At 33.1% G+C, this 15,317-nt stretch carries 18 protein-coding genes and 6 tRNA genes; 22 read left to right on the forward strand and 2 right to left on the reverse strand.

Annotated elements, in window-relative coordinates; genetic code table 11:
• Positions 1–274 precede the first annotated feature (274 nt).
• From TCEL_RS01370 to mreB, 15 genes are all read left to right on the forward strand, one after another.
• On the forward strand, positions 275–646 hold the full coding sequence (locus TCEL_RS01370; protein WP_018660353.1) for a hypothetical protein: 372 nt from the start codon (positions 275–277) through the stop codon (positions 644–646).
• Position 647: 1 nt separating this feature from the next.
• Complete coding sequence (locus tag TCEL_RS01375) at positions 648–1,352, forward strand: F0F1 ATP synthase subunit A (RefSeq protein ID WP_018660355.1); 705 nt, start codon at positions 648–650, stop codon at positions 1,350–1,352.
• A gap of 23 nt (positions 1,353–1,375) precedes the next feature.
• On the forward strand, positions 1,376–1,621 hold the full coding sequence (atpE, locus tag TCEL_RS01380; RefSeq protein ID WP_084739347.1) for an ATP synthase F0 subunit C: 246 nt from the start codon (positions 1,376–1,378) through the stop codon (positions 1,619–1,621).
• A gap of 68 nt (positions 1,622–1,689) precedes the next feature.
• Complete coding sequence (locus TCEL_RS01385) at positions 1,690–2,169, forward strand: F0F1 ATP synthase subunit B (RefSeq protein ID WP_018660358.1); 480 nt, start codon at positions 1,690–1,692, stop codon at positions 2,167–2,169.
• A 1-nt stretch (position 2,170) separates the two neighbouring features.
• The gene (gene atpH, locus TCEL_RS01390; RefSeq protein WP_018660360.1) at positions 2,171–2,722 is read left to right on the forward strand and encodes an ATP synthase F1 subunit delta; all 552 of its coding nucleotides are present in this window, start codon (positions 2,171–2,173) and stop codon (positions 2,720–2,722) included.
• Positions 2,719–4,224 carry a F0F1 ATP synthase subunit alpha gene (gene atpA / locus TCEL_RS01395; protein WP_018660362.1) on the forward strand — a complete coding sequence of 502 codons (1,506 nt, stop codon included), beginning with the start codon at positions 2,719–2,721 and terminating at the stop codon, positions 4,222–4,224. Before atpH ends, atpA begins: the two co-directional genes overlap by 4 nt.
• 23 nt (positions 4,225–4,247) lie before the next feature.
• A complete protein-coding gene (atpG, locus tag TCEL_RS01400; RefSeq protein ID WP_018660364.1) occupies positions 4,248–5,093 on the forward strand; it encodes an ATP synthase F1 subunit gamma in 846 nt (281 codons plus the stop codon).
• Between the two features lie 10 nt (positions 5,094–5,103).
• Positions 5,104–6,498: a F0F1 ATP synthase subunit beta gene (atpD, locus tag TCEL_RS01405; protein WP_018660366.1), complete on the forward strand. Its 1,395-nt coding sequence runs from the start codon at positions 5,104–5,106 to the stop codon at positions 6,496–6,498.
• Between the two features lie 11 nt (positions 6,499–6,509).
• On the forward strand, positions 6,510–6,920 hold the full coding sequence (gene atpC, locus TCEL_RS01410; protein WP_018660368.1) for an ATP synthase F1 subunit epsilon: 411 nt from the start codon (positions 6,510–6,512) through the stop codon (positions 6,918–6,920).
• 62 nt (positions 6,921–6,982) lie between these two features.
• Positions 6,983–7,672 (forward strand): YwmB family TATA-box binding protein, encoded by a 690-nt coding sequence (locus TCEL_RS12690; protein ID WP_018660370.1) that lies wholly within the window; start codon positions 6,983–6,985, stop codon positions 7,670–7,672.
• A gap of 19 nt (positions 7,673–7,691) precedes the next feature.
• Entirely contained in the window at positions 7,692–8,945 is a 1,254-nt protein-coding gene (gene murA, locus TCEL_RS01420) for a UDP-N-acetylglucosamine 1-carboxyvinyltransferase (RefSeq protein WP_198010629.1), read from the forward strand.
• Positions 8,946–9,053: 108 nt separating this feature from the next.
• Positions 9,054–10,121, forward strand: coding sequence for a stage II sporulation protein D (spoIID, locus tag TCEL_RS01425; protein WP_018660374.1), 1,068 nt, complete (start codon positions 9,054–9,056; stop codon positions 10,119–10,121).
• An 88-nt stretch (positions 10,122–10,209) separates the two neighbouring features.
• Entirely contained in the window at positions 10,210–10,995 is a 786-nt protein-coding gene (locus TCEL_RS01430; RefSeq protein ID WP_018660376.1) for a M23 family metallopeptidase, read from the forward strand.
• A 115-nt stretch (positions 10,996–11,110) separates the two neighbouring features.
• Complete coding sequence (gene spoIIID / locus TCEL_RS01435) at positions 11,111–11,365, forward strand: sporulation transcriptional regulator SpoIIID (RefSeq protein ID WP_018660377.1); 255 nt, start codon at positions 11,111–11,113, stop codon at positions 11,363–11,365.
• A gap of 107 nt (positions 11,366–11,472) precedes the next feature.
• Positions 11,473–12,489: a rod shape-determining protein gene (mreB, locus tag TCEL_RS01440; protein ID WP_018660378.1), complete on the forward strand. Its 1,017-nt coding sequence runs from the start codon at positions 11,473–11,475 to the stop codon at positions 12,487–12,489.
• A 26-nt stretch (positions 12,490–12,515) separates the two neighbouring features.
• Here mreB and yyaC read toward each other — a convergent pair whose 3' ends face one another.
• The gene (gene yyaC, locus TCEL_RS01445; RefSeq protein ID WP_018660379.1) at positions 12,516–13,073 is read right to left on the reverse strand and encodes a spore protease YyaC; all 558 of its coding nucleotides are present in this window, start codon (positions 13,071–13,073) and stop codon (positions 12,516–12,518) included.
• A gap of 111 nt (positions 13,074–13,184) precedes the next feature.
• Here yyaC and TCEL_RS01450 point away from each other — a divergent pair, with 111 nt between their 5' ends.
• The gene (locus tag TCEL_RS01450) at positions 13,185–13,748 is read left to right on the forward strand and encodes a hypothetical protein (protein WP_018660381.1); all 564 of its coding nucleotides are present in this window, start codon (positions 13,185–13,187) and stop codon (positions 13,746–13,748) included.
• A 1-nt stretch (position 13,749) separates the two neighbouring features.
• Here TCEL_RS01450 and TCEL_RS01455 read toward each other — a convergent pair whose 3' ends face one another.
• Positions 13,750–14,499: a tRNA 2-thiocytidine biosynthesis TtcA family protein gene (locus TCEL_RS01455; protein WP_018660382.1), complete on the reverse strand. Its 750-nt coding sequence runs from the start codon at positions 14,497–14,499 to the stop codon at positions 13,750–13,752.
• A 250-nt stretch (positions 14,500–14,749) separates the two neighbouring features.
• Here TCEL_RS01455 and TCEL_RS01460 point away from each other — a divergent pair.
• From TCEL_RS01460 to TCEL_RS01485, 6 genes are all read left to right on the forward strand, one after another.
• A tRNA-Val gene (locus TCEL_RS01460) sits at positions 14,750–14,825 on the forward strand.
• 7 nt (positions 14,826–14,832) lie between these two features.
• Positions 14,833–14,908: transfer RNA gene (locus TCEL_RS01465), tRNA-Thr, on the forward strand.
• Positions 14,909–14,913: 5 nt separating this feature from the next.
• Positions 14,914–14,998, forward strand: a tRNA-Tyr gene (locus tag TCEL_RS01470).
• Positions 14,999–15,017: 19 nt separating this feature from the next.
• A tRNA-Val gene (locus TCEL_RS01475) sits at positions 15,018–15,093 on the forward strand.
• Positions 15,094–15,100: 7 nt separating this feature from the next.
• Positions 15,101–15,176, forward strand: a tRNA-Thr gene (locus tag TCEL_RS01480).
• Between the two features lie 5 nt (positions 15,177–15,181).
• Positions 15,182–15,266, forward strand: a tRNA-Tyr gene (locus TCEL_RS01485).
• The last annotated feature ends 51 nt before the right edge of the window (positions 15,267–15,317 follow it).

Here is a 15,317-nt window from a genome sequence, read left to right on the forward strand (position 1 = left end):
AGCCAAGCTTGGAGGTCGGGTGGTCTTGAAAAAAGAGGCAGACATTTACTTATCAAGGGTAAGTGTAGGCCGGTACCAAAATGATTGGTACCGGCCTTTTTGTTTTAGTTTTCTGACAAATTTAAAAATTTAAAAATTGTACAGTTTGATTGACAGCCTAAGGCGATGAGATTATGATATATTTGAATATTATGATATTACGATATTTTGACTTTATGTATTAAAAAGATAAAACTTTAGAAACTAAGATAAAAGACCTTTTTGGTGGTGCCCTATGGTTGATGAATTTATTTTTAGCTTCATTTTAATAAAACTTAAATTTTCTTTTTATATATTTTTATTATTTATAATTTTATTATTTGTTTTAGGAAATAAAATGTTTTTATCTTATACCTTAGGATATTTAATAGGAGTTGCCAATTTCATTGTTCTATCATTATCAACAAACTATATCATAAAAAAAGAAATTAAATACCCTAAGTTAACACAATTTCTATTTTTTACATTAAGAATTATTGTAGTTTCTTTGATTCTTGCAGAGGCAGTATCAAAGGGACATAATGTTTTTACTTTGTTTTTAGGTTTTATGGTATTAAATATATCTATAAAGTTAAGTGCTTATTTAGAGTGTAGAAGGGAGGGATAGCATGGGAAGTAGTGAAGCGATTTTTACTATAAAGATATTAGGTATTGATATACCAATATATTTTTCAGTTATTGCTCAGTGGATTATAATGGCACTAATTATGATAACAGTTCCTATACTCACTAAGAATCTAAAGTTGGTGCCTACTACAGGAAGGCAGATTTTTGTAGAAACTGTAGTTGAAAAAATAAATTCTTTAGTAAAGGGTAATATGGGAGAAGAGTATAAAGGGTTTGCCCCATTCTTTGGTACATTAATCGTATATCTTCTATTTATGAATTTATTTGGACTAACTGGATTTAGGCCACCTACAGCAGATTATAGCGTGGCACTGGGACTTGCTATAATTTCCTTTGTGATAATACAAGTAAATGCAATAGTACACAGTGGAATACTAGGATATTTTAAGGGATATGCAAAGCCATTTTGGTTTATGATTCCTCTAAATATAATAGAAAGATTAGTTGTTCCAGTTTCATTAAGTTTAAGATTATTTGGAAATATAACAGCTGCAGTTATTATGATGGAGCTTTTGTATGAAGGACTTGAGTTTTTAAGCCATGTTCTCCATTTTAAAATACCTGTTTTTGCAACGTTTATACCAATACCATTTCATATATACTTTGACTTATTTGATGGCACAATACAGATGTTTATATTTGTTATGCTTACAATGATATTTATTAAAACTACATCAGAACATTAAAGGAGGAGATTAATATGACTACAATTGATCCAAAGGCATTTATATTAGGACTTTCAGCAATAGGAGCAGGAATTGCAGCACTAGCAGGATTTGGTGCTGGAATAGGTACAGGAATTGCTACAGGAAAAGCAGTTGAGGCTGTATCAAGACAACCAGAGGCTAAAAATGATATTGTAAGCACACTTATAATAGGTTCAGCCTTTTCAGAAGCGACTGCAATATATGGATTGCTTGTTGCAATACTATTAATAATTGTTAAGTTAGTATAAACTTAAGTGCTCTGCACTTAAGTTTTATTTTAAAACAGGTCCTTGGCTTATAGCTTGGAGGTGAAGGTATGGAGATTAACTTATGGACAGTTGTGATAACAATATTTAATGTTGTTATTTTATATATATTTTTAAAGAAAAAACTGTTTATTCCAGTTACAACATTTATGGAGAATAGAACAAATACAATTGAAAATAATATAAAGTCTTCAATAAATAAAAAGAAGGAAGCAGAGGAACTTAAAAAAGAGTATGAAAACAAATTAAAGGAATTAAATGAACAAGGTAAAAGAATAGTTGAAGAGTATAAAAATAAAGCATTAAATATTCATGATGAAATAATAGCACAGGCAAAAAAGGAAGCCGATTTTATAAGACAAAAAGCAAGAGAAGATGCAGAACTTGAAATGGAAAGAGCTCAGGATGAAATTAAAAAGCAGATTGTTTCATTAGCACTTTTAGTGGCAGCAAAGGCAATAGAAAGGGAACTTGATGAGGAAAAACATCATGCACTAATAAAGGAATTTATAAATAGGGTAGGTGCATAATATGCATGAATTAGTGGCAGCAAAGTATGCTGAGGCTCTTTTGGAGGAGTCAATTAATACAGGGAACCTTAAGGAGTGTGTTGATGATCTTGATAAGTTCTGCAAACTTCTTAATGATAACAAAGAATTTTATGATTTCTTAGTACATCCAGAAATTAAGGATGATGAGAAGATAAATGTAATAAATAATTCATTAAGAGGAAAAACTCCAGAGGAACTTATAAAGACTATTATTCTTCTTATAACACATGATAGAATTGAAGACATATTTTTAGTCAATGAAGAGTTAAAATCGAGATATTATGAACACATTGGTGTTAAATTTGCTCAAGTTAAGACGGCAGTTGAGCTTACTGATGAGGAAATAGAGCTTTTAAAGAATAAGTTGAAAGATAAATACAACTGTGAAGTGATTATTGAAAATATAGTGGATAAATCGATAATAGGTGGAGTATATTTAAAGGTTTCAGATGAAACAATTGATGAAACAATTAAGGGGAGACTTGAAAGGATTAAAAGACAACTTTTAAAGAAGGATGAGGTGATAATATGAGTATAAGACCGGATGAAATAACAAGGATATTAAAAAGGCAACTTGAGGAGTATGAAAATAAATTTGAGATAGAGGATACTGGAACAATAGTTCAAATAGGTGATGATATAGCAAGAATATATGGACTTAATAACTGTATGGCTGGTGAACTATTAGAGTTTCCAAATGGTGTATATGGTATGGCATTAAACCTTGAGGAGTCAAATGTTGGTGCTGTTTTATTTGGTAGTCAGCAGGGAATAAAGGAAGGAGATGTTGTAAAAAGAACAGGAAGAGTAGTTGAGGTGCCTGTGGGTGAAGCATTAATAGGTAGAGTAGTTAATGCTTTGGGAGAGCCAATTGATGGGAAAGGACCAATTAAAACAAATAAAACAAGACCAGTTGAGGTTGTTGCTCCAGGAGTTATATATAGAAAGTCAGTTAAAGAGCCAATGCAAACAGGTATTAAAGCTATAGATTCAATGGTTCCAATAGGAAAAGGACAAAGAGAGCTTATAATTGGAGACAGACAAACAGGAAAAACCGCAATTGCAATAGATGCAATAATTAATCAAAAAGGTAAAAATGTTATATGTATATATGTTGCAATAGGACAAAAACAATCAACAGTTGCTCATATTGTAAATACCCTACAACAATTTGGTGCAATGGATTATACAATAGTTGTATCTGCCTCAGCTTCAGATACAGCACCACTTCAATTCTTAGCCCCATATGCAGGTTGTGCTATGGGAGAAGAGTTTATGTACAATGGAAGAGATGTTTTGATTGTATATGATGACCTATCAAAACATGCTGTGGCATATAGAACTATGTCACTACTTTTAAGAAGACCACCAGGACGTGAAGCATATCCTGGAGATGTGTTTTATTTACATTCAAGGCTTCTTGAAAGAGCAGCTAAGCTTTCAGATGAATTAGGTGGAGGTTCAATGACTGCACTACCTATAATTGAAACACTTGCAGGTGATGTAACTGCTTATATACCAACAAATGTAATATCCATTACAGATGGACAGATATTCCTTGAGGCAGATCTATTCTTTTCAGGGGTGAGACCAGCTATAAATCCTGGTATTTCTGTATCACGTGTTGGAGGTTCTGCACAAATTAAAGCTATGAAGCAGGTTGCAGGAATGCTGAGAATAGAACTTGCTCAATATAGAGAACTTGCCGCCTTTGCACAGTTTGGTTCTGATCTTGATAAAGAGTCAAGAGCTAGAATTGAAAAGGGACAAAGACTAGTTGAAATTTTAAAGCAGGATCAGTATTCTCCTATGCCTGTAGAGGAACAAATAGCTATTCTATATGCAGCTATAAATAATTACTTAAATGATATACCTGTTGAAGAAGTTAGAAGATTTGAAAAGGAATATTTAGAGTTTATGAGGACTCATAAAAGAGAAGTATTAAGTGCCATAGTTGATAAGAAGGAGTTAACAGATGAAATCAAAAAGATGCTAGATGATGCTATCAATGAGTTTAAGGGTACATTTAAATAATATACCCTTCTGGAGGTGTTTATATGGCAGGAGGGCTTATAGATTTAAAACGTAGAATAAAATCTGTACAGAATACACAAAAGATAACTAAAGCTATGGGGCTGGTTGCAACTTCTAAATTCAAAAAGGTTAGAGTAAGAGCAGAAAAAAATGAACCATATATAAATAAGTTCAATGAAGTTATAAATACACTAGCATTGAGCAAAGATGCTGAAGAAAGTATATATTTTAATAAAAATAAAGTTGATACAGACCTTTATATAATAATTACATCTGATTCTGGACTCTGTGGTAGTTACAATGCAAATGTAATTAAAAAGGCTGTTGAAGAGATGGAAAATAAAAAGGTAAGGCTGATAACAGTTGGCGAGAAGGCAAGAAGTTATTTTAGAAGAAGAGGCTACGATACAATTGCAGAGTATGTTGAGGTGGGTGACTATCCTGTATATTGGGATGCCGTTGAAATAATGAAGCATGCTATAGATGCCTATAAAAATGGTGAGGTAAAAACAGTAAATCTAATATATACAAAATTCTATTCTCCAGTTAAGCAGGAGGTAGAGGCTTTAAAACTTCTACCACTTGAAAGGCCAAAGGAAAAGGTAAAAAGGGAATTTGACTTTGAACCAAGGGCAAGTAGAGTTTTAGATTATATTTTTCCTAAATATCTAAACAACATGCTTTACTTTGCGATTTTATCGAGTATAGCAAGTGAGTATGCTATGAGAATGAATGCGATGGATAGTGCAACTAAAAATGCTCAGGAGCTTTTAAGTAAACTTCAAACTATGTATAATCGTTTAAGACAAAGTACAATCACTCAGGAGATTACGGAAATTGTAAGTGGTGCAGAAGCATTAAAGGATTAGGAGGGATAGCGTGAGCAAGGGAAAAGTAATACAGGTAATAGGTCCTGTTGTGGATATAAGATTTGAGGATGGACATCTACCTAGTATTTATAATGCAATAAAAATAGACAATAATGGTAAAGAGCTTGTTGCAGAAGTAATGCAGCATATTGGAGATGATACAGTAAGGGCAATAGCAATGGACTCTACTGATGGTTTAGTTAGAGGAGCTCTAGCTGAAGATACAAATGCTCCAATATCTGTTCCTGTTGGTCCAAAAACTTTAGGAAGGCTGTTTAATGTTTTAGGTAAGCCAATAGATAATTTAGGAGAGGTTGAAGCAGAAGAGTACTATCCAATCCACAGAATGCCTCCAAGCTTTAAAGAACAATCTGTTCAGCCTGAAGTTTTTGAAACAGGAATTAAAGTAATAGACCTTCTTGCACCATATCCAAAGGGTGGAAAAATAGGACTGTTTGGTGGTGCAGGTGTTGGTAAGACAGTGTTGATACAAGAACTAATTAACAATATTGCTAAGCAGCATGGTGGACTTTCAGTTTTTACTGGTGTTGGAGAAAGAACAAGAGAGGGTAATGATCTTTATAATGACATGAAGGAATCAAAGGTTATTGATAAGACAGTTCTAGTTTTTGGTCAAATGAATGAACCACCAGGAGCAAGAATGAGAGTTGCATTAACTGGACTTACAATGGCAGAATATTTTAGAGATAAGGGGCAAGACGTATTGCTATTTATTGATAATATATTTAGATTTTCACAGGCAGGTTCAGAGGTTTCAGCCCTTCTTGGAAGAATTCCATCAGCTGTTGGTTACCAGCCAACACTTGCAACAGAGATGGGAGCACTACAGGAGAGAATTACATCAACTAAGCATGGCTCTATTACCTCTGTTCAGGCAGTATATGTTCCAGCAGATGACTTAACAGACCCAGCACCAGCTACTACATTTACACATCTTGATGCAACAACAGTATTATCAAGATCAATAGCAGAACTTGGTATATATCCTGCTGTTGACCCATTAGATTCAACATCAAGAATACTTGATCCTAGAGTAGTTGGAGATGAACATTATGAAACTGCTCAAAGAGTAAAAAATATATTGCAAAGATATAAGGAATTACAGGATATAATAGCAATACTGGGTATAGATGAATTGTCAGAAGAAGACAAACTTGTAGTTGCTAGAGCAAGAAAGGTACAGAGATTTTTATCTCAGCCATTCTTTGTTGCAGAACAGTTTACAGGAATACAAGGTAAATATGTACCTGTAAAGGAAACTGTAAGAGGATTTAAGGAGATACTTGATGGTAAGTACGACCATATTCCAGAGGCGGCCTTCTTTATGGTAGGTACAATAGATGAAGTTTTAGAAAAGGCAAAGGCATTAGGATATGAAGTTTAAGAGGTGATGTTATGGCTAAATTTAGCCTAGAGATAGTTACACCTGATAGAAAGTTTTTTAAAGGTGAAGTTGAATCTTTAACAGTAACCAGTTTAGTAGGTAAAATGCAGTTTTTAGCAAATCATACTCCATATGTTGCTGCATTGTTACCTGACGTTATAAAAATAAAACAAGATGGATTTAATAAATATGCCGTTATAGCAGGTGGGTTTATTGAATTTATAGATAATAAAGCTATAATAATGGCTGATGCAGCAGAATGGCCAGAGGAAATTGATAGAGAAAGAGCAGAAGAGGAATTGGATAGGGCAAAGAAAAGGCTTGAAGCAAAGGGTGAGAACATAGATTATATTAAGGCAAAACTAAAATTAATGAAGGCGACAGCTAGATTAAAGGCAAGTGAGATTGTAAACAAAAAATAGCATAATTGTATAAAACCACTTTTTCATGGACATACTCTTTAAAAAAGGGGAGGGTGGTCCAGATGAAAAAGTGGTTTTATTTATTCATAATATTTTTAGTGATTATTTTTACATACTGGAATATCCAAAATAAAATTTATAACGATATGGTAAATGCATGTTATGAAGAGGGAGGAGAAACAATAAATATACAGCTAGAGGGGAATGGTTTTATAAGGGGATATTATGATAAAGCAGATCTATCTAAAAGTTTAATTAAGGATTTTGACATAATTTCATATGAATATACAGAAACAGAAGAAGAGTTTTTATTTAACGCTATAACAAGTTGTGGTTATGTAACAGTTAAGTTAAAGGATTTAGATAACAAAATTTATGCTTCTGTAACTGTTTCACAAAATGCACAGAATATGAATATAAATAATATTAAGCAAATTATTTTTAAAAATTTCATAAAATATAGAGCCTTACCTAAGTTTTCAATACTTATAACTGGCAAGTTTGATGGTAGACTCACAAGTGCAGAGATGAAACAGAAGGCAGTAGACATTATAAAAAAGAGAGGGGCAATATTCATAAATGGTATAGAAGATGAAAATTTAGTAAGTGTATCAGCTTTTTTACCAACATTAGAGGACAGGAAAATATGCGATGATAAATATGTAAATTTAAACATAGCCTTTAGATATAGCAGTTTAAACAACTGCACATATATTTGGATTGGCAGTCCACTTATTTTTGTTGAGTATTAATTATTTGGAGGAATAAATGATGGAGAGGATAATAGTAAAGGGAAACAACAAATTAAAGGGAAGTGTCAAAATAAGTTCAGCTAAGAATTCAGTGCTTCCTATTATTGCCGCGTCCTTATTATGCCATGAGAAATGTATAATAGATGATGTACCAGACCTTGATGATGTAAAGGTAATGTGTAGTGTACTTGACTCCTTAGGAGCAAATATTTCTATGGATATTAAAAAGGGTACAATAGAGGTTAGGGATGGAGCATTAAAGTTACTTGAACCTCCCTATGAACTTGTAAAAAAGATGAGGGCATCTTTTTTGGTTTTAGGACCTTTGCTTGCAAAATACGGCAAAGCAAGAATTTCTATGCCAGGTGGATGTAATATTGGAAGTAGGCCTATAGATCTACATCTAAAGGGATTTAATCTTCTTGGAGCTGAAATAAACTTAGGACATGGATATGTTGAGGCAGAATGTAAAAAATTAAAGGGGAATAAAATATATCTTGATTTTCCTTCAGTAGGAGCTACTGAAAATATTATGATGGCTGCAGTTTTAGCTGAAGGAGAAACAGTAATTGAAAATGCAGCAGAAGAACCAGAGATAGTTGACCTTGCAAACTTTTTAAATAGGATGGGAGCAAATATATTAGGAGCAGGAACAGATACAATTAGAATTCAAGGAGTTAAAGAATTAAAGGGAACAGTTCATCAGCCAATACCAGATAGAATAGAAGCAGGAACCTATATGGTTGCAGCTGCAATTACAAAAAGTGATTTGATAATTGAAAATGTTATAGTAGAACATGTAAGGTCTATAATAGCTAAGCTTGAGGAATGTGGTGTTAAGGTTTTGGAGGTTCCTGGAGGAGTTAGAGTAATTGGAGCTGAAAGTCCAAAGCCTGTAGATATAAAGACACTACCTTATCCAGGCTTCCCAACAGACATGCAAGCTCAATTTATGTCCTATTTGTGTACTGTCCCTGGAACATCAATTATAACAGAGACAGTATTTGAAAATAGATTTATGCATGTAAATGAACTAAAAAGAATGGGAGCTAATATTAAGATAGATGGAAGAAGTGCAGTAGTAGAAGGTGTTGAAAGGTTATCTGGTGCAGTTGTTCATGCTACAGATTTAAGAGCAGGGGCTTGTTTGGTGCTAGCAGGACTAGTAGCAGATGGAATAACTGTTATAGAGGATATTCATCATTTAGATAGAGGATATGTTGATATTGTAGGTAAAATGAGATCAATAGGTGCAGACATTACTAGAGAATAATAGTGTATAAATATTTTAGACTCCTCTAACTAGAGGGGTCTTTTATTTGGAATAAATTTAAAATCATAAAAATAAAATTGTAGTAGGACTTATTTAAGGGGGGATTTTGTGAAAAAAATACTATACCTTTTTTTGTTTACTCTTTTTTTGATTTTAGGAATACCCCTAATCATATCTGGAGGTATAAGACAGGATACTAAATTGCCTTATTATATATCTAAAATTCAACAGTTTGTACCTGAACCATTAAAAAACCAAAATTTAGAGGACAAGCTTAAGGATGATAAAGAACAATCAATAAAAATAAAGGTTTTTATAGAAGGACAGAATAAAGTTGTTGAGCTTGATTTTGAGGATTACATAAGAGGTGTAGTTGCTGCAGAAATGCCAGCAGCCTTTGAATTAGAAGCTTTAAAGGCACAGGCTATTGCAGCAAGAACATTTGCATATGCTAATATGATAATTAATGGTGGTTCTGGATGTGCTAAACACAGTGGTGCTGATGTATGTAGTTCTGTTCATTGTCAAGCTTATATTACAAAGGAAGAAAGGTTTAGAAATTGGCCTGCATCTTTGGCAACTGAGTATTGGAACAAGATTACTCAAGCAGTTTATGAGACAAAGGGTATGGTAATAACATATAATGGTGAAGTTGCAAAGCATATAAAATATCACTCTACAAGTGGAGGGAAAACAGAAAATAGTATTTATGTGTTTGGATATCAGGAACCATATCTTGTGAGTGTTGAAAGTCCTTATGAGGAGGAAACACCAAGCTATAATTCAAAGGTAGTCATGAAAAAGGAGGAGTTTATAAAGAGGGTAAAGGAATTAGATCCAAGTGTCAATATAACAAGCAAAAATTTAGCTAAGCAGATTAAAATACTTGAATGGACAGAAGGAGATAGAGTAAAAACAATAAAGATAGGTAATAAAACATTTACTGGTATTGATATAAGATGGGCGATGGGATTAAAATCTGCTGCATTTACAATAAACATTGATAGCAAAAATGTTACCTTTAATGTTAAAGGATATGGTCACGGGGTAGGTATGAGCCAGTGGGGAGCCAACGAGATGGCTAAAAGAGGTAAAAAGTATGATGAGATATTAAAGCATTATTATAAGGGAGTAGAGATTAAAAAAATAGATGAACTTATGAATAAAAAACAATAATTATGAGCATCTTACTTAATGTAAGATGCTTTTTGTTTTATGTATAAAATACCACAAACTGGAGAAAATACTAATGGAGGTGTTGATAGTGGGAGAAAAAAACTTTTTCAAAAAATCTAATTTATTCAACAAGGACAGTTTTTATGTAATTTTATTTATCTGTCTTTGTATTGTAGCAGTAGCAGCAGTAGTTATTACAAGAAATAACAACAATGTATCCAAAAAGCTTGGTGAGGTGAAGGTTACAGAGGAAACAAAGAAAACAGAGCCGAACAATGATCCAACATTAATCCAAGAGAAAAATAAGAACAACACTGTTCCAGCATCAAATTTACCAAAACAATCTGTAAGCACTAATCCTCAAAACAGCAATAATAACAGCAATAATAATTCAGCAACTAAGCAGCAAGGAAGTGTAGTATCCTTTAAACTACAAAAGCCACTAGATGGTCAAATTAAAAAGCCATTTGAAGACAGTAAGCCTTTATACAACCAAACATTAGATCAGTGGGAAACACATGAGGGAATTGATATTGAAGCTGATTTAGGAACTGAAGTTAAGGCTGCTGCTGATGGAAAAGTAGTAAAGATTTTTAAAGACGATAAGATCGTTAATACTATTAACAAGACAGGATATGGAGTTACAGTAGTAATTGATCATGGTAATGGTTATCAAACTGTTTACTGCAATCTATCAGAAGATTTAAAGGTAAAGGAAGGACAAAAAGTAACAAAGGGACAGGTAATAGGTGTTGTTGGGGATACATCAATAAGAGAATCCGTTGCTATTGAAGGAAGTCATCTACACTTTATGGTTTTAAAGAAGAATGGAAAGGAATACATACCTGTAGATCCAACAAAGTTTTTAAAATAAGTTGATTTAAGCAAGGTTGCAAACTAAATGGTTTGCACCCTTGCTTAAAAAAAGATTATAAAATACTAAAATTTTACATATTATGATATAAGAGTATTTAAGGGAGGTACATGCCTTGAAGGACTATATTGAAGAAAGAGTACTGGAAGTTGCAAAATACATCATTGAATCAAAGGCAACTATAAGAAAAACAGCAAAAATGTTTGGAGTAAGTAAGAGCACAATTCATAAAGATATAACAGAAAGGTTGCCTAAAATCAATCCACAGATTGCAAAGGAAGCAAAGCAAGTGTTGGATTTAAATAAAGCAGAAAGGCATATTAGGGGTGGAAAAGCAACAAAATTAAAATATAAATCTGCAGAAGCATAAGCATGCTCCCTATTTTTTAACAAAAAATTTACTTTTTTTATAGAAGGAAAATGTAAAATATAAGAGAATAATATTTTTAGTTAAACTATGTGTAGGGAGTGTGTCAAATGGGATTTTTTACTGCAAATGACATAGGAATAGACTTAGGAACAGCCACAGTATTAGTTTACGTTAAAGGAAAAGGTATAGTATTAAAAGAGCCATCAGTTGTTGCTATAGATAAAAACACTAATAAGATTTTGGCTGTTGGCGATGATGCCAAAAATATGATTGGAAGAACACCAGGTAATATTATTGCAAAAAGGCCATTAAGAGATGGAGTAATATCTGATTATGATGTAACAGAAAAGATGTTAAGCCATTTCATTAAAAAGGCCTATAATAAAAGAGGCTGGGGTAAACCAAGAGTAGTTGTTTGTATTCCTTGTGAGGCAACAGAGGTTGAAAAGAGAGCAGTTAAGGATGCAGCTTTAAATGCAGGTGCTAGGAAGGTTTATTTAATAGAAGAACCTATAGCAGCTGCAATTGGTGCAGGTCTTGATATTTCAAAACCAAGTGGCACTATGGTGGTGGACATTGGTGGTGGAACAACAGATGTTGCAGTTATATCCCTAGGAGGGATGGTTGTTAGATCTTCAGTTAAGGTGGCAGGAGATAAGTTTGATGAAGCAATTATTAGATACATTAGAAAAAAGTACAAGCTAATGATTGGAGAAAGAACAGCAGAAGATTTAAAAATAAATATTGGCTGTGCATATAAAAGAGATGAAGATATTTCAATGGAAATAAGAGGAAGAGATTTGGTTTCAGGGCTTCCCAAAAATATAATAGTAACGTCTGAAGAAATAAGAGAGGCATTAGCAGAACCAGTACATGAAATAGCTGAGTGTGTTCATTCAGTACTTGAAAAGACTCCGCCAGAGCTTGCGGCGGATATTAGTGATAAAGGAATTTTAATGACAGGCGGAGGTTCATTACTTTGGGGACTAGATAAATTTATACAGGAGAGAACTAATGTCCCTGTTAGAGTTGCAGAAGATGCAGTATCCTGTGTAGCGCTTGGTACAGGTAAAGCCTTAGATTTTATTGAAAAGTTAGAAGAAGTTAAAATATCAAATTATTAAAGCACGCAAATTGCGTGCTTTTAATATTAAAAATCTGTTTGTTCGTCCAATACGTCAGAGGCTTTTATTAATGCATTGCTAATAACCTTTGCCATTTGCATAATAAATCCTAAACGTGTAGAAGAATTAAATGCAAACATATCTGAATTATCCATACTATCTACAACACCTATTATAGATATATCTCCAACCTTTGGTAGATTTTTACCTACTCCTTTTCCAGGTGAAACAGGTCCAAGTTTAACTTGTATATCCCCTATATAATCAGAATATCCAAGACAGGCATCAACTGCAATTACAAAATAATCTTCATAAAATGTGTTTATATATTGCATCTTTGATTCTAAATTGACTGCATGTGCTGGATCATCAAGTGTACCAATAACAGGGAGTCTAAAGTTGTTATCCTTTAACAGTGTACCAACTAAGGGTCCAAGTGCATCACCAATACATCTGTCTGTTCCAATGCATAATATGAGTGTATTATCACTTAAAAATTTTTTCATATATTCAGATAGTTTATTTACGGCATCTTTATCTTTAAAGTGAACCTTCAATCCAATCAAATCATCTCTATAAGGCAAATCCTCCACCCCCTTAATAATATATACATAGATATTAAGGGGAAATATTACTAAAAAGTGAATAAATAAAATTAGAATGAGAAAGAATATAGAAAGAGGAGGGATATTATTATGAAGAGAATATATAGCTATTTAGTAATAGTGATAACAGGGATAACTCTGTTTGTTATGTTTTCCTTAAGATCAAATGAAATACAAGTTACAGGTAAAGACGTAATAGAAGATGAAGTTAAAATTCTTCAAGATGAGGATACAGGATATATTTTTGAAGATTTTAATAAGGGAATAAATATAAAACTAGAAGAAAATAAAGAAGAAAATAAAAATGACAATAAACAAAGCTTTAATAATTTATATAAATTAAAATATATATATGATAATTATATAATAAGTGAATACTATAATATAGATGTAAATAAAAATTTTGAACTTTCAACTAGTTACAAAACATATGATTTATTATCTATGGAAAATAAAATAAGCCTTGATGATAAGGCTTTTATTTTTTCATTGATAAAGTATTTGAAACCATCTGATGTCTTAAAATTAAAGGATATAATATTTGATGGAGTAACAGAAGAGGAAGCCCAAGATATATTTGATTTATTTAAAGAAAGGCTTCCTAATGAAACGTATGACAGATTGTTAAATGTTGTTTGGAAGTATGAAAATTAAATCATGTTGTTTTAGAGCCACAAATTTTTTGTATTCTATCTTTATCCCATATATTTAACTGTTCTGTATTCATTATAGCACCTAATATGTTGTCTTTAACAAAAGGTATATCATGTTCAATTTGTTTTATCAAATCTTTAATATACTGCCTTTTTGTTTCTCCATTAGCAGGGCATGGATTTTTAACTACAGGGATATTAAATTTATTACAAGCTCCTATGATTTCCTTTTCGTAAACATAAACAAAAGGCCTTATTAAATAAATGTCCTTTCTTGATAAATATGTTACAGGAGAAAAAGTGTTTAATCTTCCTTCATAAAACATAGAAAGCAAAAAAGTTTCTATAGCATCATTTAAGTGATGTCCAAGTGCAACTTTGTTACAACCTAGTTCCTTGGCAGTATCATGTAATATTCCTCTTCTCATGTTTGCACATAAGGAACATGGATTTTTTTCCTTTCTAACCTCAAATAAAATTTCACCTATTTGAGTATGTACAATTTTATGTGGAACACCTAATTCTTCACAATATTTAATGAGTGGTGTTGGATCATAATTTTCAAATCCCATATCTATAGTAATTGCAAAAAGTTCAAATTTTTCATTTGCAAACCTCTGGTACATTTTAAGAGCTTTAAGAAGTAAATTACTATCTTTACCTCCTGAAACTCCAACAGCTATTTTATCTCCATCTTGAATCATATTAAAGTCGGTTGCTGCTTTGCGAAGCTTTCCAAGTATTTGTTTCATCTTATCCCACCTTTTATAAGTATATTTTATAAATAAAATTTATACTAAATGTACGATATTGGCAAGGGGGAAGGGATAAGTTGAAGTATAAAATAGTGAGTTATTTAAAGAAATTTAAAGAATATATAAGAAATATGAATATAATCTTTATAAATGGGGAATATTATATTTGAAAAAAGTATTTAGCTTTTATATAATAACACTTGTCGCGAGGGACGATAACAAAAAACGAAAGCGACAGAAAAAATGTGGGCGCGTAGCTCAGCTGGGAGAGCATCTGCCTTACAAGCAGAGGGTCATAGGTTCGAGCCCTATCGTGCCCACCATAGATATGCCAGCTTAGCTCAATTGGCAGAGCAGCTGACTTGTAATCAGCAGGTTGTGGGTTCAAGTCCCACAGCTGGCTCCATAAGTGGGGCGATTCCCGAGTGGCCAAAGGGGGCAGACTGTAAATCTGTTGGCGCAGCCTTCGGTGGTTCGAATCCACCTCGCCCCACCAAAATAAAAACTTAATATTTGGGCGCGTAGCTCAGCTGGGAGAGCATCTGCCTTACAAGCAGAGGGTCATAGGTTCGAGCCCTATCGTGCCCACCATAGATATGCCAGCTTAGCTCAATTGGCAGAGCAGCTGACTTGTAATCAGCAGGTTGTGGGTTCAAGTCCCACAGCTGGCTCCATATATGGGACGGTTCCCGAGTGGCCAAAGGGGGCAGACTGTAAATCTGTTGGCGCAGCCTTCGGTGGTTCGAATCCACCCCGTCCCACCAAGAGACGCATAAGCGTCTCTTTTTATTTTATATTGAATAAGTTTTAAGTGG

It is taken from the genome of Thermobrachium celere DSM 8682 (assembly GCF_000430995.1).
GTDB lineage: Bacteria > Bacillota > Clostridia > Clostridiales > Caloramatoraceae > Thermobrachium > Thermobrachium celere.

Bases quoted from the DNA above. Each gene is read 5' to 3' on its own strand.
- mreB (WP_018660378.1), top strand. From the start codon at position 11,473: ATGGGATTTTTTACTGCAAATGACATAGGAATAGACTTAGGAACAGCC.
- TCEL_RS01375 (WP_018660355.1), top strand. From the start codon at position 648: ATGGGAAGTAGTGAAGCGATTTTTACTATAAAGATATTAGGTATTGAT.
- atpH (WP_018660360.1), top strand. From the start codon at position 2,171: ATGCATGAATTAGTGGCAGCAAAGTATGCTGAGGCTCTTTTGGAGGAG.
- TCEL_RS01385 (WP_018660358.1), top strand. From the start codon at position 1,690: ATGGAGATTAACTTATGGACAGTTGTGATAACAATATTTAATGTTGTT.
- TCEL_RS12690 (WP_018660370.1), top strand. From the start codon at position 6,983: ATGAAAAAGTGGTTTTATTTATTCATAATATTTTTAGTGATTATTTTT.
- atpC (WP_018660368.1), top strand. From the start codon at position 6,510: ATGGCTAAATTTAGCCTAGAGATAGTTACACCTGATAGAAAGTTTTTT.
- atpA (WP_018660362.1), top strand. From the start codon at position 2,719: ATGAGTATAAGACCGGATGAAATAACAAGGATATTAAAAAGGCAACTT.
- TCEL_RS01450 (WP_018660381.1), top strand. From the start codon at position 13,185: ATGAAGAGAATATATAGCTATTTAGTAATAGTGATAACAGGGATAACT.
- atpG (WP_018660364.1), top strand. From the start codon at position 4,248: ATGGCAGGAGGGCTTATAGATTTAAAACGTAGAATAAAATCTGTACAG.
- TCEL_RS01455 (WP_018660382.1), bottom strand. From the start codon at position 14,499: ATGAAACAAATACTTGGAAAGCTTCGCAAAGCAGCAACCGACTTTAAT.
- murA (WP_198010629.1), top strand. From the start codon at position 7,692: ATGGAGAGGATAATAGTAAAGGGAAACAACAAATTAAAGGGAAGTGTC.
- TCEL_RS01370 (WP_018660353.1), top strand. From the start codon at position 275: ATGGTTGATGAATTTATTTTTAGCTTCATTTTAATAAAACTTAAATTT.